The organism is Sphingobacterium sp. MAE (assembly GCF_056711605.1).
Window position 1 is genome coordinate 4,638,905 of record NZ_CM160044.1, and the last position, 19,379, is coordinate 4,658,283.

Sequence of the window (19,379 nt, forward strand, 5' to 3'; positions counted from 1 at the left end):
TAAAATTAAGTGGCTCTTTATTAACTCAGTAGTCGATAACTACCAACCTGCTGTTTGTGTTAACGTATATCCTCTATCCACATATTGCTGAACCTGATTAAGTCCAACTGGAGACATATATGAACGCTCTTTGAAATCGACGCGATTTGCAAAGTTTGCAACAACATAGTAACCAACTAAATCACTAGCATTTGTGCCATTAAATGTAACAATGGTACCATCTGCCTTCATTACCTTTAATCTATTTTTGTACGAATCTGCCAAATTATTACCAGCATTATTTTTTGGTAAATCTTTCAAAGCATTGATCCATGGACCCGCCGCATATTCAGGCTTGTTAAAATTCATATAATCCAATTTTTTCCAGCGTCTGATATCATTCAGACGAGATCCTTCGTATACAAATTCCATACGACGTTCACGACGTATTTCCCACATCAATGGAGACACGTCACCATCACGAGTAGGATCATTAGGAATAGCAGATAATAATAATGGCGCAGTTTTCTTAACACCTTTTCTAGTTGCATCAGCATCTAAAGGTCTACTTCTGATTGCATTAATAGATTTATCCAAGTCATTTTGCCCCACAGCAGCACCGCCATAATTTTCCGCTAATACTTGTTTAGCCTCAATCCAATTTAAGACCACTTCTGCTAAACGAACTACAGGAGCATCATTTGTATTGGTATTACTTGCCCATTTCGCAGGATAGGTTTTACCGATATAATTCAAGGCATCTCTGCTCGCAAATTTATGAACATATGCTAATGTTTTAGACGCCGTGTTAACTGTATCCATAAAAGTTGCTTCAAATCTTGGATCCCTAGAAGATGCTAACGCTTTTAACGAAAAGTCACCAGCTTTAGCTGTTGTAGAGTTTTGCCAAACTTGACCATCATTACAGATAAAAGATTTCAATAAATTTAAATTTGAAGCTTTATCCTGTCCTTCAGTACCATTACTGTAAGAACCAATTGCATGTGTCACCTTTACGGCATCATTATATGCTCTAAAAAAAATAACCTCAGGATTACCCGTTAGATCCTCAGATGCAAATAAACTTTTAAAATCACTACCAAAAGAATATTTACCAGAATTCATTACATATTGAGAAGCTTCAACGGCTAACTCTAAAAACTTTTTCGCTCTTGTTTTATCCACATTGTGGTAATGTTCCCAAGTACCCTCAAATAACATCCAATTTGAGATTAAAGCAGCAGCTGTATAACGACCTACATACCCTTTACCATCATCTACGCGCATATTCTCCAGTACAAACTTAAAGTCATCATACACTTTATCCATCACCTCCGTTCTTGGCGTACGAGCTTTATACATCGTATCAAAATCCAATGGATCGACTTCCGCATCAAAATAAGGAACATCTCCAAACACACCTACTAAACGGGAATATTCAAAAGCTCTGAAAAATTTAGCAACTGCTGTCCAGTGGTTATACTCTTCTGGAGATAAATTAGGTTTTGCTTTATCTTCTATGCGATTCAACATCACATTTGCTTTGCGTACCCAGTAGAAATTCCAAGAAGGCCCAGAATACTGAGTTAGCATATCTGTTGTCGGCAAAGTTGTATTTGTAAGAGGACCACGCGTTGTAGGTACTGTGGATTCAAAACTTGCTTGCGTTCCTTCAGATGTAAAATCATCCGACCAGTTATACCCTCTAAGCGGAGCAAACGCAACACCAAACCCTGAATTATACCCAACAAAAAAGTTTGTATAAAAGTCATTTGCATACAATCGGATATCGCTTTGGTTTCTCCAAAATTCAGCATCAATCACTTTCGTTGTCTCTGAACGATCTAATAAGTCCTTATTACAAGAAACTAAACCTGCCGCAGACAGCAAAACTGCTATAATATGTTTATTTAATTTCATTTTTCTAATATTAAAAGTTTAACTGAACACCAAATGATGCACTTTTGAATGTTGGAGTACCAACACCTGTACGACCACCATTATAGTTAGTAGCATTAAAAATCGATTCTCCTTCAACCTCCTCGGGATCAACTGGCAAGCCATTTAACTTATCCCAAGTAAAGAAATTTTCTAATGATACATACACCCTTAAATTGTTAATTTTTGCACGATCCAGTATACGCTTTGGAATCGTATATCCCATTGTCAGATTTTTAATTCTCAAATATGACATATCCAGTAAATATCGAGATTGAATCTGCATATTGTTTACATTGGTACCACCAGCATTATTGAATGCGGCTGGGTAAAATGCATCCTGATTTTCTGGAGTCCAGTAATCATTAACAAAACTTGCTGGCATAGCGCCATCAGAAACATTAAAGCCAGGAATAGCCAAAAATCCAGTCCCCCACACTTTACGTTGACCAACTCCTTGAAAGAATGCTGAAACATCAAAACCCTTAAAATCAGCCCCTATTCTAAATCCATATTGATATCTAGGCGTAGAATTTCCAATAATTTTCATATCTCCAGGATTATCGATTGTACCTGCACCATTATCGATTTCTCCATCGCCATTTAAATCCTTAAACTTTACGTCCCCAGGTCCGTAATAAAAATTAGATGAATTTTGATACTTGGGTTGATAAACAGCCTTTTCGCCATTTGGTCCTTCCTTCAATAAATACGCTAGACTACCACCTTCAGTATAATATTTTGACATATCCTGCGTCAGCTTAACTAATTGTGTCTTTCCATTTGCATCCAACACAAAATCATCATACTGATACAGTCGATCAGTTTCAAATCCCCAGATATCCCCATATACACGACCGTCATAATTTACTCCTGTGGTTCTTGATTCTGTATAACCGCTAAATACCGATTTAGCATCATCAATATTAGCTCTTAAATTAATTCCAAGGCCATTTTCAAAGCGATGGTTAAAATCAACAGCAATCTCAAGACCTCGAGTAGTCAAAGTACCATAATTACCTATCGGAGGTGCTGAACCTAAAGTCAAAGTAGTACCTTCTAAAGGAGCAAACATATTGTTTGTTTTCTTTTGATACCAATCAACAGTAAGTCCCAACTTACTGTTGAAAAATCTGGCATCCATACCGACATCCAACGTTTCCAGATCTTCCCAGGTTACATTCGGAACATTCAATTTTGGAGATCCAACAGAATTTGTTAATGTTCCATCGATTACCCAGCTTGTTTGACCTGCAGGCATGTTGGAAATATACAAATCAGAAGGTACAGTTTGATTACCGATGATACCCCATGAACCTCTAAATTTTAATTGGTTCAACGTTGGCTTCGCCCATTCCATAAAACTCTCTTCTGATGCTACCCAGCCCGCTGAGAATGAAGGAAACCATCTCCATTTCAAATCTGTAGGAAATTTAGACGATCCATCATAACGAAGATTTGCCTCTAACAAATATTTATTTTTATAAGCATAGTTGACCCGACCAAAGTATCCCAACTGAGATTCCCAATACTCGCCTCCACTACCCGTTATTGTTCCAACAGCAAGATCAAATTGCGGATTAGTGATATCAATTAAATCAGCTTTTTGCGTCCAATGATACTGACCAGCAGAAGCCACCCGATTCATACCTAGCATAAATTTAAATACATGATTATCATTTAAATTTAAATCATAGGTCGTATATGCATTAAAAGTATGTTTTTGTTCATTTTCAGATCGCATGTAAATATGATCCTGTGCAGAACCATTCGCGGTATACATGTCATTGGACAAATCATAAGCCTGTATTGCTCCCGCATCAGTTGCAGAAACTACTTGACCATCACTATTAACAAAAACAGGTTTACCATTCGCATCCAGCCTTTGCTTTGCAGCAACCCAAGAATTTGCAGCGGTATATCTCGTACCATTTTTTCTCCAAGAAAAATCTTCATTCGTAAAATTGTAATCAATATCTACTCTCCAGTTTTTCTTAATATTAACTGTCGCACCTGCATTTAAATTAATGTAGTTACGTAACATCGATGCATCATTTGCCGCATTGTTTTCACTCCAAGGACTTCTGATTGGATTTCCATTTTCGTCATTTCCCATTGGATACAATGAACTCCATCTATACATGTATAACCATGGATCTGCTGTAGTTGAGTTTGTGGCATATGGATATGTCTTATTTCGCTGAGCAAACATGGCTCCACCACGAACAGTAATAAACTTATTAAGTTCTGTACTTAGTCGCAAAGCAGCATTATATCTTGTAAACTTATCTGCATCACCAGGTTTCAACATACCACTTTGGTTTAAGGAACCAAATGAAGCCGTATATTTTGTTTTATTAATGCTACCATTTAACGATAGATTATGGGTCTGAGTAGGCGCCCATTCCTTAATCATATAATCATAGGGATCATAAGTACGAATACCAAATTTTTTAGTTGGCGCTGTAGGATTCACATACCAATCTCTCCCATAGACTGTAGGGTCATCTGATCCTATCGTAGAACCATATTTTTTATCCCAATCAACAGCTTTTTCGTAACTCTCTCTATTTATTTTATAAAAAGCTCCAGTTTCCGTTTCTCCAACCCGATCCATAGCGTCTACTGTATATTTCAATGCATTAAGACGACCCATTTCATATCTTTTAAAAGGATTCTGAAAAGAGAAGTTATTAGAGTAATTAACATTGATTTTTTCAGTTGAACTTCCCGTCTTACTTGTGATCAAAATAACGCCAAAAGCTGCTTTAGCACCATATATCGAAGAGGCCGCAGCATCCTTTAAAACTGTAATAGATTCAACATCCTCAGGATTGACATATTGAATACTTGGTATTTCAACATTGTCTAATAAAATAAGAGGATTAGATGTTCCTTGTATAGAAGAAATTGCGCCCCGAATTCTAATCTTTGGATCAGAACCTACTTCTCCACTTGGTATTGTAACACTCAATCCGGGTGTTGTACCTTGGATAGCACGACCAACATCCGCAATAGGTCTACTCTGTAAATTTTCTTTTACATTGATAGTCGATACAGCACCTGTTACATTCCCTTTTTTCTGTGTACCGTAACCAACAACTACCACTTCTTCCAAAGATTCATTACTTGATTCTAAAATAACGTTCACAGTGTTAGAACTTACCGTTGCCTCTTTTGTAGCATAACCAATGGACGTAAATCTCAACTTACTCCCGATAGGAGCCGTAATCTTGAAACGTCCTTGAGTATCTGTTTTTGTAGAGGCTGTCCCTCCGACAACTACTACACTTACTTCCGCCATTGGCCCATCTGGCCCTGTCACCACCCCCTGAACTGCATTTTGAAGCGCAGCTTTGGATGAAGCTAAAAGTGACTGTGTTACATTAGGGCTATTCAGCACTCCTTCTTTGCTCACATTACTGAAAGACTTAGAAGGCACACTCAGACCCACAGCAACAGAAAATAGTATAAATTTTCTCATTGTATCGTAGCGTTTTATAATAAATGAATTTTTATATTGAAATTTAGTTAGTTTGTTTTATTCAAAATCAGGATATAATAAATACTTCTTGCGCATCATTTTATATGCAGCTAAATCAGCTGCCCACGAAGCTCTTATCTCCTGTTCCGATTTTCCGGCAAGAATCTGCAATCTCAATTGATCAGTCCCAGCAAGTTTATCAAAAAATGCAGGACGAGCGAAAAAGGTAGATTTATCTGGAGTTTTGTTGTAAAAATCCAACACGTATTTTAAAGTAAATTTATGTTCAGAAGGAACTACACTTCGAAGATCAATCCCATAATTAATAGCACCTTTACCTTCTACATGCTTAGTCATACCGTGACGTTCACCAGGAGTAAAAGTAAATGAGCCATACACTGGATTGGTATAACCAATAATTTGAAAAGGCCAATCCGTTCCGCGTCCTACAGAAATATCTGTCCCCTCGAAAAGACACAATGACAAATAAAGTCTGACTGAAAGAGCATTAGGCAAACTAGGCGAAGGAATAACAGGAAGATCATACATCATCTTATGGTCATATCCTTTAACAGGTACAATGGTCACATCACATTGTTTGCCATTTTCTAACCATTTTTCACCATTGATCATCTTAGCCAATTCACCAATGGTCAAACCATGGATCATCGCTATTTTATGCCAAGAAACATCTGATTTAAACTTATCATCATGTCTTACCGGACCATCCACCTGATCACCATTCGGATTTGGACGATCCAATACAATAAGTTTTTTATTGTGTTTTGCACATAATTCCATCACCCGATGCAAGGAAGTGATATAGGTATAAAAACGCGCGCCGACATCTTGAAGATCAAAAATCATGACATCAATTGCATTTACAATAGAGTCTTGTTTCTGATTACCTCCATATAAAGTGTATAATGGCAATCCTGTTTTTGAATCAACATCATTACCAAATTTCTCTCCACGCTCCACATCACCTCTAAAACCATGCTCAGGCGCAAAGGCAAATTTTAAATCCACTTTTTCGCGCAATAACACATCTACTAGATGTTCCTTAGATGCCCCTACGATAGAAGTTTGGTTTCCCATAACACCTACTTTCTTACCTTTTAACATAGGCAAGTAAGATGAAAGCTGATCTGCACCGGTTAAAATTTGCGCATTTTTATTTAGAGAAGTGAATGAAGTCTGATTTATGACTACTGATTTACTAGCACATGAAGTGAAAGTAAGAAAACTCGTCAATAAAAGGAATCCAAATAGTCTTTTCATATTTTATTAAAAATTAATGGTAGCATGTCTATCATACTGGCAAATAGATGATAATTCGTGAATAAATGTAAGTAGATGTTTTCGTTTTTTTAACTAAATCACTTACAAAAACGCAAAACAAAGTAAGTAGTCACTTTTATTTCCTATATACACCATTAACTGTTATTTAACATTTTTTAACAAAAAACACTCAATAAACATCGCAAATAACTGAATATCAAAAACATATTAACAATAATTAAGAATTACAAAAGCATAATTAGTGTAATTAATACACAGTTTTGTAACATTATTATTACTTTAATAAAGTGCGGCACAAAACAGCAATTAATGATTTTTCAAGAAATTACATCAAACATTTTAGAAGAGATAGTAATATGATTAAAAAAACATCCACATTTCAAGAAATCAGATGAAATAATACAAAAACAAAAAAGGAGTTCATAAGAACTCCTTTTTTGTTTTTTATAATCCTGTTATAAAGATAATAGATTCAAATCAATCAACCTTCTTCTTAATTTTATCATAAAATCATCTCCAGGGTCTGACTTTGAAGTGATATAATTTGAATCTGTTTCTCTCCAATATTTAGTTTTACGAAAGGTCTTATATTCGTGATGACCAATTACAAAATCTATTGGATACTTGCTTTTTAACTGCCTAATGAGCGCCTCATTAGCCAACAACTGCTTGTCGGTAAGTGGATACTTATCGCCACCAATATTTTCAATACCGATCGCACAATAATTCAAACCAATGGTATGTCTAGCGAATACAGTATCAGGCAAAAATTGATAAATCGTACCATCTCTATCGATCACATATTGCGAAGAAACATTTAACGGACTTGCTTTAGTCAATTCTGGCCTCCCAGGCAATAATACGGGATTAAACGTATTAAAAGTTGCTTGAACACTATTATTAGCTGTCCAATGCACGACCACCATTGTTGGTTTGATCACAGCCTTTTGCTGCACAATACCATGCCTATTTTTAAGATATTCCAAAGAAAGCTGCTCCCGCTCTGCATTCCAAAGAATAGGTTTTTGGATAATAACAGGTGTTTGTGCACAAAGCCAAATTGGAAATAGGGTTAAAATTAATTTTAAATAATATTTCATACTTCTAACTATTATCATATTAAAACGAAAGCCGCAAATAGCGGCTCTCAAAGATAAATTATTCTTTTATGTCCCACCAAACCGGAAATGACCAAATATCATCATTCAAAGCATTTGGATGCGAAGCTTTTAAGCTTTCAGAATTGTAATTAATTTCATGTGAGACTTGGCGCACCCTCCTAAATTGTTTCCCTTGTGGTATTTTTGTTTGTGCTGCCGAAGTTACAGTATATTCATAAGGTACTTTCCAACCTGGATACACCATACTACTAAAATCATATCTTCTCATATCATTCCAGTTTTGCTGCGAAAATGATAAAGCAATAAACTTCTGAGTCATTATTTTTGCCAAAGTAATATCTGCAGCAGTTCCAACACCTTTATTAAGAAAATTATCTATTTTACTCTGAGCCATAGGAGATTTACTTACATTTTCATTTCCGTAAGTACTTAGCTTCATATTCATCAAATCAATATGACCCTTAATACCAGAAACATAAGCATTATAAGCCCCAGCTTTATCTCCTTTATTAAATAAAACCTCTGCCTTTATAAAACACATTTCAGGATACCCTAATAAATGAGTTGGGGCATCAGGACGAGAATAAAATGTTCCCGAAGCTGCTACCACCCCATCCTTCCATTTGTACGTGTCAGATACATCACTATCGTAACCTTTCGAACTACTTTTTATTGAAACGTACACCGTATCTCCCCAGCGTTCTGAATTTGCAGAATTAACATACCAAGAATGCGGTGGAACTGTGCGACCATTATTTTGAATGGCATTACCGTCCGCATTATAAGAAGCAGCTATTGGCCCAGCATTCATACGGATAGTTGATTGCATATCAATTCCTTTAGATCGAACAAACTGCTTTGGGTATCCATATTGTGCCCAAGGGAGAAGCTTATCGGCCCTTGGGTCTTCTACTCCAGTATTATCAAAATTCGTCAAAATATCAGCGTACCATTTTGTCACTAAAGTATTGGTATTCATACCAGCATTATTAAAAACAATTGAAGTTTTCACGGGGTCCGCAAATAAAATATCCCCAATATTATCCGCAGGATCATCCTGATGCGATATTATCGTACTTTCGCCTATAGATAACGGAGATTTTTCAAGCGCAGCCAATACTTCATCAGGCTTATATAAACTCGATTTCTTAGATAGATTATTTAACCATCTTGCCTTCAAACCATAACACATTTTCAGCCATTTATCTACATTTCCTGCATTCCAACTATCTCCTTCAGACAATGCTGTCGCAGTATTGGGCTGAGTCATATTAAAATAAGCTATTGCCTGATCAATATCAGCGAGACAACCTTCATAAATCATTTTACCATCATCAAACTTTGGCGTATTGATTTCCCCCAGTGCTTCACTATAAGGCATCTCACCATACCAATCCGTCATCAACATAAATCCCATAGCACGAATTGCTTTCAAAGCACCTAGATAATGGTAAGCATTTTCGGCTGTGGCTTTTTCTTCCAAATCTTTAAAATTAGATCCTGCACCTACAAAAAAGAATTGATATGGCGTGGTCGACATACCTGCAACGGGGTTCCATCCTGCAGCCATACTTTGTTGCCCAGTGCTACTGATAAAAGTCAATTGTTGGGTAACATATCCTGCCCTTGTACCAGCTGTTCCTTGCGCATACAAATAGTAATGTTGTATCCAAGCCAATCGACTTTTAACAGAAGCAACAGTACTCGATGGTGTATTGGGGTCCACATTAATATCCAACCATTTTTTACTACATGATGAAAACAGAGTTAAAACCACTAGTAGTGATAAGATTTTTTTATAATTATTCATGAGCTTACTATCTTAAAATTTAAAGTTTAATCCAAACATAACTCCAGCTGTGTTAGGTACACCATTGTAATCAATACCAACAGAGCTTGAACCAGTTACCCCAGAACCGGCGGCAGATGTCTCCGGATCCATACCTTTATAGTTTGTCAAAAGCCATAAATTATTTCCTGTTACTGTTGCAGTTAGACCTTTTACTACGTGCGAAATCCCAGCATTTTTTAGAATTCCGTTTGAAAAATTATAAGACATTGAAATATTACGCAACCTTAACCAATTTGTATTAGTCATAAAATTTGAACTTTCACGAGCATAAAAGTCACTCCAATAATCTTGAATAATCTTTCGTCCACTAGTTTTTACACCTTTAATATCATAAATTTCATCTGCTAAAAAAGTAAAGGTTTTATCTTCATAAATGGGAGCCTGTTCGGTACCGCCATTGCGAACTGCTCCATTTAAAATCAATTCATTACGATCTTCCGAACGCTTACTCATACCATTAAGCGTCATTGCATAATCTGTCCCATTATATATATCTCCACCTATTCTGAAATCCAATAAGAAAGAAAGGTTGAAATTTTTATAAGTAAAACTATTATTAAATCCTCCTGTCAATTTTGGTTCACGATTACCAATGTTATAAGTCGTTTGATTGTCACTTGTAGGCATTCCCGTATTGGCATCTAAAACCACTCTTCCTTCTGAAGTACGCGTCCATTTAGAACCAGAAATACCCATAAAATCACCACCGTTGAAGGAAGCAGCTTTTGCATTACCAACCTGAACATCAGTCACATACAAAATATTAACTCCTGCTAACAAATTATCAACAGTACCCTTATTTCTAGACATATTCAAAGTTGACTCCCATGTAAAATTATTATTTACTATTGGTTTTCCTGTCAATGACAACTCCATACCTTTATTATAAATATCACCACCGTTGACAGAAACAAATATATAACCTGTTGATTGACCTAGACGTGGGGAAAGTATTTGATTATATGAATTGTTCGTATAATAAGCATAATCGATACCTAATCTTCCCTTAAAGAACCTTAATTCGGCTCCAATTTCAAAAGAACCTGTCGTTTCAGGTTTTAATAAAGGATTTCCTTTCTGCCAGTTGTTACCAGCTCCAACTATACCACCTAAATATTCAATAGGTCTCCAAAGATAAGTATTGGTGACATATGGATTAGCATCTTTACCAACTCTTGCCCAAGAAGCACGAAGCTTTCCAAAAGTTAACCAATCCACTCCACTATCTTTCAATAGTTCTGAAAACACAAAACTACCACCTAACGACGGATAGAAGTAGGATCTATTTGCAACAGGAAGTGTGGAAGTCCAATCATTTCTTCCAGTTACATTTAAATAAAGTATGTTTTTATATGAAGCTCGCAATTCACCGTATAAACCAAAAAGTCTTTTTGTGGAATTATTGACCCTAAATTGTTTATTAGAAGCGGCAATATTTTCAAAGCTGTAGAAATTTTCCACCTCAAAATTATAGCCCAATCTTTGATTATTGGTTGTCTTAGTTTGTTCTGAGAAAAAACCAACTAATGCACCTAGATCGAAATCACCGAACTTTTTATTAAAATCTGACATCAAGTTCGATGACCAATAATTGTACTTAAAGTCACTTTCGGACATCATTCCATTTTGCCATATTTTTTTTACAGCTCCATCCTCTCCCAATCGAGTTGAATTTTTGGTCAAATAGCTATCCGCACCAACACGATAAGTCACATTCCACCAATCAAAAATGGGTAAAGTAGCGTTAATGCCTCCTGTAAAACGCTCTGTATTATCACCAAGAACATTACGATTAATTGTCCAATAAGGATTTTCAACATCATCTTCTAAAGGCTGAAGTCCTGCAAACATTCGATATTTAGTACCATCATCATTAAGATATTTCTTCATATCATCACTTCGGGACCAACCATACAATGACTCCAAAGCACCAGTACCACCTGAACCATATAATCCAGCTGATGTCAAGGTTTTATCTGTATTTGCTAAAGAATAACCAACATTAGTTCCAACAGTTAACTTTCCAAATTTTTGGTCACCATTAAACCGAAATGTCGTTTTATCAAAACTTGTATTGGGAATAATACCTTGTTGATCAAAACGAGAGGCCGATAAATAAAAAGTACCATTCTTATTACCTCCGGATAAATTTACAGCATTATCGAATATGGTAGAGTTTTGAAAAAAATCTTTAATATTATCATACATAATATCATCAGCTCCAAATTCTTCCCCCCAAGATTGAGTCGTATAAGTATCTAATTTACCAGCACTATTAAAATACCCTCTCTTAAATTTACTTTGTTGTTCTGGTAACCGATTTACCCAACTATTAGAAAAACGGCTCGAAAAACCAATCTCAGTTCGACCATCCTGTCCCTTTTTCGTTGTGATAATTATAGCACCTGCTGCTGCTCGAGATCCATACAAAGCCGCTGCTGCTGGTCCTTTCAAAACTGAAACATTGTCAATATCTTCAGGATTAATATCCATTACCCTATTGCTATTAGACGAAGATGTAGCTTGTGCACCGTCAAAACTACTATTCCCCCCTATTACCGTTGAATTGTCATAAATAACTCCATCAACAACGAATAAAGGTTGATTATCTCTTTCTAAAGATGTACCACCTCTCAAAATAATTTGTGCTCCTGCTCCAGCCGCTCCAGATGATTGTGTTACATTCACACCGGCTATTTTACCTGCTAATGAATTGACAACATTCGCAGTTTTATTCTTCATCAACTCATCAGCTTTGATATCTTGAACAGCATATCCCAGAGCTTTTTTCTCCTTTTTTTATCCCCATAGCTGTGACAACAACCTCACCCAAGGCTTCTTCACTTCCAGAAAGCGCAATATTGATGGTAGAACTAGAACCAATGATTTGCTGTGTTGACTTAGAACCAATAGCACTAAAGATGAGGACGTCTCCAGGTTCAGCTTTTATTGTAAAACTTCCATCTGGATTAGTTTGTGTACTGACTGCTTTACCTTTAATACTGACAGTCACATTCGACAGGGATGTTCCATCAGATGCATTGGTCACTTTGCCCGAAATAGTTTTCGTTTGCGCCCACAAGCTGGTAGATAACATCACTCCCGAACAGAATAAGAGTAATTTTTTATTCATAATAATAATTTAGTTAGTTGCAATTGTTAAAATCGGTGGTTTTTCCCGACTGGTTTATAACCATTACACTACAATAGTATAAAAAGGTTCCAAGCTTTGCAAGATTATGCGTAATTATTTTAATAATATGCCTTAAAACACAACCCTAAATCATCTCTTTGTAACACAATCGATTGAATCGAGCAAAAATTTAAAAAACAAAATGCAGAAATGCGCACAAATTAAACATAAAAAAGAAAAATCATTACAACATGATCTTAACATCATAGCGTTCCCTGATATAATTTAACTGTTCCTCCGAATCAGATTCCAAATCAAGTATTGCGCGCTCCCTTTCTTTATCAATCTCAATTTTAATGATACTTTTATAAAACCGAAACACCTCTTTTTCATTCGACAATATCAAACGCGGAACACGAACAGAATGTCCATGCTCATCTTTTGCCACCATCGTAAAATAAGAAGAGTTGCAATGCTTTATTTCACCAGATTGAATATTCATGGATTCAACACGAATACCGACTTCCATAGAAGTATTGCCAACATAGTTTACCGAAGCTATAAGCGTAATCAATTCCCCTACTTCAATCGGTTTTAAAAAATTAACTTTTCCAACCGATGCTGTCACACAATAATGTCCAGAAAATTTTGAGGCTACTGCAAAAGCAATTTGATCCATCAAAGAAAGCACATATCCACCATGAATTTTACCTCCAAAATTGGCATTGGAGGGTAACATTAACTGAGACATCCGTATAACAGACTCACCAGCTTTTTTATAAATTTCTTCCATATAATTAAATATACTTTAGAAAAAAATCAATTCCTAATCGATCCCGATCAAGCAATTACATCCATGACTTCCATTCATAGACGACGTGATCGACCAAAATCATACTTTACAAAAAAAAGGGTTATCCAAGTTGGACAACCCTTTTTTAATATTTTTTAGATTACTTAATCTTTTCAGCAATATATGGACTTTCATTACTCAATCTATCCACAGCTTTAACCGCAACATATTGCAGCTTTTTGCCATTTTTAATTTTCGGAAGTTCTCGAGCTGTTATCGATGGATCTAGAATATCATAAGACCATTCTCCTCCATAATTGGTATAAAGAACCCAATGAAACACTTGGTCAATCTGCTTGTGCTGCCATTTTGCAAAAATAAAATCTTTCTCTGAAGTCAACAACAAAGTTGGTTTCAACATCGGATTTGCATTCAGCCAAGGTGTCCTAGGAATCAACACCTTATTTTGGTATGGACCTTCAAAAATAGCTTTTGCCATACTAGGATTTTTGGTCAAACCTGCTAAACTCCAATGAACAATACCTTTGCTATCCGGAACAATGTTGCGCATTGCCGCAATTTGATTGACGATCTCAGTAGAATATTCTGCCGTACGTTTACCCACAGTATTAATGCCGGGCCACAGATGCCTGCGCATCGTGTTTTCACTCTCCCACCATTTTAGTAAAGTCGTAAAACTCTGTTTGGCCGGCTGAATAGGCCAATATAATTGTGGCGTATAGTAATCCACCCAACCTTTATTCAGCCATAATTTTGCGTCCGCATACAATTGATCATATTGACTTGACCCCTGAATACCTGCTGGATAACCTGGCTTCCAAATTCCAAAAGGACTAATACCAAATTTCACAAAATTTTTCTCTGCTTTAATTTCCTTATAAATACGCTCTACAAATGTATTCACACTGTTTCTTCTCCAATCCGCACGTGTCAATGTACCACCACTTTTCTTATATTCATTCCAACTATCACTATCAGGAAAATCTTGACCACCGTTATATTCTGCGTAAGGATAGAAATAATCGTCAAAGTGTACCCCATCAATATTATAACGTTTTACAATATCCATCACAACACGTGAAGCATGATCTTGCGTTGATTGTTTCGATGGGTCAAACCAATACCATCCCTGTTTCAAGCGAACGACAGAATTACCCATCTTTTTAGCCATGGAAGATTCTGTCAGCTTACCTCCGGAAGTATGGTGCGCACGATATGGATTTAACCAAACATGTAACTCAATACCTCTTTTATGTGCCTCTTCAACCCAAAATTCTAATGGATCATAATATGGAAAAGGAGCTTTTCCTTGTTCTCCTGTTAGGAAATAAGACCAAGGTTCCAAATCACTTTGATACAAAGCATCAGATGATGGACGAACCTGAAAAATAGCTGCATTAAAATTGTTATTCTTCAAAAAATCCAAGATTTGGATAGCCTCTTGCTTTTGTTCATCAGTAGACAAGAAATTCTTACTTGGCCAATTGATATTCGCTACAGTAGCGATCCATGCAGCACGAAATTCACGTTGCACTTCAGGAAGCTCAACTACAACCTCTTTTTTCTCTTCAGCCTTTTTCTCTTCAATATTATTTTTTACTTTCTCACGTTGAGGCTTATCTTTTGCATCCGGATGTTGCAATTTAACTTCAGTAGTACCCTTTACCTGCTCTTGTTTTCTATTCTTTTTGGAAGAACATGAAAATAAAAATAAAGCAACTGATAGTATTAATAAGTGATGTTTCATTCAAAAATGTTAATGTGTTGTTTCAAAATAAGCTACAAATGTACGGATTATGATTTTGTATCGACAGAACTACTTCGATATTAACTTTCCTTTAACCAGCACTTCCTGAAGTTTATAATCCGCAGAGAAGATTAAAAGATTAGCAATACTACCGGGATTTAGATTACCAATATCTGTTCGCTTCAACAATCGAGCAGGATATGTAGTAGCCATACGGATTGCCTCATCCAATGGGATACCGACTTGCTGTACAGCATTTCTAACCGACTCAAATAAAGAGACAGCAGCACCTGATATCGTACCATCTGGCAGCGAATAGTAACCATCATTCAAGACATGCTGATAAATCCCTTTCGAACAAGCTGCTACAGCATCTGTAATTAAAAATAAACGTTCACCCATCTGTTTTTTTGCAATTTTAACAGCTTCAAAACTCACATGATGCCCATCTAAAATAATACTAGCGCATACTGTAGCATGATTAAAGATTGCTCCTACCATTCCCACCTCTCGATGGTGCAAAGCTGACATCGCATTGAATAAATGAGTTCCTGTAGGAATACCTAGATCGAATCCCTTCGTGCCTTCCTTACATGTAGCATCACTATGACCTGCGCTTAATAAAAGTCCATAAGATTGTAAATATTCAAGCACATCGTCATCTATACACTCTGGAGCAATGGTCATCATTTTCACGACAGAAGGATGATCGCCTAGCAGTTCTTTGATATTCTCTTTCGTAGGTTTCACAATCAAATCAGCAGGGTGGGCACCACGCTTTTTACTATTCAAAAATGGTCCCTCCAGATGTAATCCCAATAATGCGTCATGCTTAAAATGACCAGCAACTTGAATAGCCTGTTGAAAAACATGAAATGTATTTGTTGCCAAAGTCATCATATAAGAAGTCGTTCCCTTACGAGCTAGTCCATCCGAAATTCGCTGCAAAGACGCGGCTGTCAATTCAGCGGAAAACAAGTCATCTCCATCGCCATATAATTGTAAATCAATTAAACCAGCACAAATATTCGCACCTTTGACGTCCAATTGCTCCCAATCAGTTGGAATTTCTTTTGGATCTACGATAGCTGTAATTATTCCATTTTCAACGAGTAGAGCTTTGTGTTCAATCAGATCATAATCTGAGAAGATTTTGCCACCAACTATAGCAAGTTTATTCATTATCTTTTATTTTTGATTGTTTAAAGATAATCATTGCGATTATCAATTTACAAGCGTAACTTAGTTCCATGTACTTTTTTAGAAAAAAAGACCCCAATCGCCCCACCAACGGCAATCTAAAAGCTATGCATATCATCAATGCCATAGCTATCATTGTTTTTATATTGGCGTTGATCTATAAAATATTCCTTGCATCCTAAATACCAACATATGTCTCAAAAAATTATTTTAAATACAGAAAAAGCACCCGCAGCAATCGGCCCATACAATCAGGCAATAAAAGCCGATAAAACATTATATGTATCTGGACAGATTCCTTTAGTTCCAGAAACGATGGAATTAATCACAACAGGAGTTGCAGATGAAGCTCATCAAGTTTTAAAAAATGTAGATGCTATTTTAAAAAACGCAGGTTATGGATTTGAAGATGTTGTTAAAGCATCCATTTTCTTAAGCAATATGGATGACTTCGCGACAGTCAATGAAGTATATGCACAATATTTCACCACTGTACAACCGGCACGTGAATGTGTTGCTGTTAAGACACTACCAAAAAATGTAAATGTAGAAATTTCCGTGATTGCTTGGAAAGATTAATGATAACCAAAGAACAAGATACTGAAGGCCGCGGAAAGTATTTCTTAGCGGCTTTTTTAGGTCCTTTAATTTGGGGATTTATGGCTGTCCCTATTCGCTTGTTAAAAAATTGGTCAGCAGAGGATATTCTGCATTACCGTATCATATTAGCCGTTTCACTTCTTTGGCTCTTCAACTTTATTTTCAGAAAAAAAGATCTTAAAAAAGACTATCGCAATTTTCAACTACTTCCTAAGAATAAAAGAATTAAAATCGTTTATCTTACGCTTGCATCAGCTATTCTACTATTTGCAAATTGGTACACCTATATCTATTGCATCAACAGTATTAGCGTACAAGCGGGTGCGTTCGCTTATATTCTATGCCCATTGATTACTACTGCAGGCGGTTATTTCATTTTAAAAGAAAACTTAAATACCACTCAAAAACTATCTCTAATTATTGCTATAGCCGGCGTATTCATGCTAGCAACGGGGTCTCTGACAGAAGTATTATGGTCCTTAACGATTGGTTCACTATATGCCTTCTATCTGGTCTTACAGCGTATCATACAAGGTTTTGACAAACTCAATATGCTAGCGATACAGCTAGCCATGTGTACGTTATTTATTATACCCCAAATGATAATGGATCAAAGTCCAATACCTCAAGAAGGCACATTCTGGAGCATTATATTAATCATAGCATTACTATTTACCATAATACCATTATTCTCAAGCATGTATGCGTTAAAGAAAATATCTTCTTCGACACTTGGCATCATGTTATACATCAACCCAATTATTGCATTTACACTGGCTGTTACCTATTTTCAAGAACAGGTAGATCCATATAAATACTGGGCATATAGTCTGATTTTCATTGCCATTATTATTTTTAATTTCGATAAATTAAAAATTCTCTTCAAAAGGAAAAATTATTTGTAGCATTTCAATTTCTAAATGCGTTTACATGGTTAATAATTGATTATTAACCATGTATACCTTATATCTGTGCTCAGAATTTGCCAAATTTTTAGGATTAGTACTTTAATACTGATACTCTGTCCAATTCTTATATTTTAAATCTATAACCTTTATGATCATGATCAAACAACTCAGCTATCTTACGCTATTTATTTTACTTGTTAGCGCATGTAAAAAAGATGAAACAACTTCACTGCAATGGAGTGAACTAGCCAAAGAAAAAAGAGAAGCCATTGAGCAGCTCATTGCTTCAGAAAAATGCGAGAACCTAAACGATTGGACCATTGAAAAAGCGGCAAATTATTGGTGTGGACACAGCTATTTCCCTGTGCACAAACGCATTAAAACACAATTTGAAAAACTTTGGAATGAATATCGTGAACTTGAATCTAAAGGAATAGATGCAGGAATCCGAGAAGGAATTATCTACGAACCCTGTGAAGAAGGCATTTGGCATGTTTCTGCACCTATTCAACTTATCTGTGAAAATGGAAAAGCCAAGCTATTATATATGAAAGATCTTAGTTTAGCCGATAGCAAAGCACAAATAACTCCTGTAAAAACTAAGATAGACAACTATCTGAATAACCTCACGTGCAACGGAAAAGATAATTGGACGACTACTATACTTTTAAGAGATTGTGGCTTTGATTATATCCCTTATTTAACGACAGCTAACCTAACTGAAATCAAAAAAGATATTGCACTTTACAATTCTTTAAAAAAGAATATCCTTGAAGCTGAAAAACCAAATTGCCCAGTAGGTGAATATATGTATCCGACAGGCGTAAAATGTGTCAATAATAAACCTGTCGTCGAACTCTCTAAGTAATTAACACAACCGTTATTTAATAAAAGGCAGCCATAGCATTCAGCTATGGCTGTCTTTTTATACTAAATTCTAATGATATAGAAAATATCAATTTCTGAAACCCGAAGACCTTTATGATACAAAATAACAGGTGTCTAAAAAATATGACAAAATAAATCGACTGTAAAACAGATAGATAGATAGTATAAACAGGAATACTGTATCACATTTGTTATAAAATCCTTTCAAAATTTCAAGAACAATAGTACTTTAGATTCCCATTACGAGAAAAACCTGTCTCGCTAATAAATTATATTGATTTTATTTTACGTCTATTATATACGTGCCCTCCTATATTCAATATAAGACATCTACTAACCAATGAGCTAAATTGAATTAGCCATTGCTTATAAATCTATTCTTATGAAATGTGTAAAGACATAATTAGATCATA

At 35.9% G+C, this 19,379-nt stretch carries 14 protein-coding genes; 4 read left to right on the forward strand and 10 right to left on the reverse strand.

Annotated features, from left to right (window positions below; genetic code table 11):
* Nucleotides 1–39: 39 nt before the first annotated feature.
* The 10 genes from AC06G9_RS19855 to nagA form a co-directional block, all read right to left on the reverse strand.
* Nucleotides 40–1,899, reverse strand: a complete 1,860-nt coding sequence (locus AC06G9_RS19855) for a RagB/SusD family nutrient uptake outer membrane protein (protein ID WP_480956991.1) — start codon at nucleotides 1,897–1,899, stop codon at nucleotides 40–42.
* A gap of 10 nt (nucleotides 1,900–1,909) precedes the next feature.
* Nucleotides 1,910–5,401: a SusC/RagA family TonB-linked outer membrane protein gene (locus AC06G9_RS19860; protein WP_480956992.1), complete on the reverse strand. Its 3,492-nt coding sequence runs from the start codon at nucleotides 5,399–5,401 to the stop codon at nucleotides 1,910–1,912.
* A 57-nt stretch (nucleotides 5,402–5,458) separates the two neighbouring features.
* Nucleotides 5,459–6,682 (reverse strand): exo-beta-N-acetylmuramidase NamZ family protein, encoded by a 1,224-nt coding sequence (locus AC06G9_RS19865; protein WP_480956993.1) that lies wholly within the window; start codon nucleotides 6,680–6,682, stop codon nucleotides 5,459–5,461.
* Between the two features lie 476 nt (nucleotides 6,683–7,158).
* The gene (locus AC06G9_RS19870) at nucleotides 7,159–7,803 is read right to left on the reverse strand and encodes a peptidoglycan recognition protein family protein (RefSeq protein WP_480956994.1); all 645 of its coding nucleotides are present in this window, start codon (nucleotides 7,801–7,803) and stop codon (nucleotides 7,159–7,161) included.
* 58 nt (nucleotides 7,804–7,861) lie between these two features.
* Nucleotides 7,862–9,634 carry a SusD/RagB family nutrient-binding outer membrane lipoprotein gene (locus AC06G9_RS19875; protein WP_480956995.1) on the reverse strand — a complete coding sequence of 591 codons (1,773 nt, stop codon included), beginning with the start codon at nucleotides 9,632–9,634 and terminating at the stop codon, nucleotides 7,862–7,864.
* Between the two features lie 12 nt (nucleotides 9,635–9,646).
* A complete protein-coding gene (locus tag AC06G9_RS19880; RefSeq protein WP_480956996.1) occupies nucleotides 9,647–12,418 on the reverse strand; it encodes a SusC/RagA family TonB-linked outer membrane protein in 2,772 nt (923 codons plus the stop codon).
* A gap of 7 nt (nucleotides 12,419–12,425) precedes the next feature.
* Nucleotides 12,426–12,809: a carboxypeptidase-like regulatory domain-containing protein gene (locus AC06G9_RS19885; RefSeq protein WP_480956997.1), complete on the reverse strand. Its 384-nt coding sequence runs from the start codon at nucleotides 12,807–12,809 to the stop codon at nucleotides 12,426–12,428.
* 244 nt (nucleotides 12,810–13,053) lie between these two features.
* Complete coding sequence (locus AC06G9_RS19890) at nucleotides 13,054–13,602, reverse strand: acyl-CoA thioesterase (protein WP_108158143.1); 549 nt, start codon at nucleotides 13,600–13,602, stop codon at nucleotides 13,054–13,056.
* A gap of 160 nt (nucleotides 13,603–13,762) precedes the next feature.
* Nucleotides 13,763–15,370 carry a glycoside hydrolase family 10-like protein gene (locus tag AC06G9_RS19895; protein WP_480956998.1) on the reverse strand — a complete coding sequence of 536 codons (1,608 nt, stop codon included), beginning with the start codon at nucleotides 15,368–15,370 and terminating at the stop codon, nucleotides 13,763–13,765.
* A 69-nt stretch (nucleotides 15,371–15,439) separates the two neighbouring features.
* Nucleotides 15,440–16,552 carry an N-acetylglucosamine-6-phosphate deacetylase gene (gene nagA, locus AC06G9_RS19900; RefSeq protein WP_480956999.1) on the reverse strand — a complete coding sequence of 371 codons (1,113 nt, stop codon included), beginning with the start codon at nucleotides 16,550–16,552 and terminating at the stop codon, nucleotides 15,440–15,442.
* A gap of 68 nt (nucleotides 16,553–16,620) precedes the next feature.
* On the opposite strand from nagA, the gene AC06G9_RS19905 reads away from it, so the two are divergent.
* The 4 genes from AC06G9_RS19905 to AC06G9_RS19920 all read left to right on the forward strand — a co-directional run bounded on the left by AC06G9_RS19905 (nucleotide 16,621) and on the right by AC06G9_RS19920 (nucleotide 18,946).
* Nucleotides 16,621–16,752: a DUF6728 family protein gene (locus AC06G9_RS19905; protein ID WP_307724928.1), complete on the forward strand. Its 132-nt coding sequence runs from the start codon at nucleotides 16,621–16,623 to the stop codon at nucleotides 16,750–16,752.
* Nucleotides 16,753–16,762: 10 nt separating this feature from the next.
* Nucleotides 16,763–17,149 carry a RidA family protein gene (locus AC06G9_RS19910; protein WP_045753091.1) on the forward strand — a complete coding sequence of 129 codons (387 nt, stop codon included), beginning with the start codon at nucleotides 16,763–16,765 and terminating at the stop codon, nucleotides 17,147–17,149.
* A complete protein-coding gene (locus AC06G9_RS19915) occupies nucleotides 17,149–18,075 on the forward strand; it encodes an EamA family transporter (protein WP_480957000.1) in 927 nt (308 codons plus the stop codon). The genes AC06G9_RS19910 and AC06G9_RS19915 overlap by 1 nt, the downstream gene beginning before the upstream one ends.
* Nucleotides 18,076–18,232: 157 nt before the next feature.
* Nucleotides 18,233–18,946 (forward strand): hypothetical protein, encoded by a 714-nt coding sequence (locus AC06G9_RS19920; protein WP_146171031.1) that lies wholly within the window; start codon nucleotides 18,233–18,235, stop codon nucleotides 18,944–18,946.
* Nucleotides 18,947–19,379: the final 433 nt, after the last annotated feature.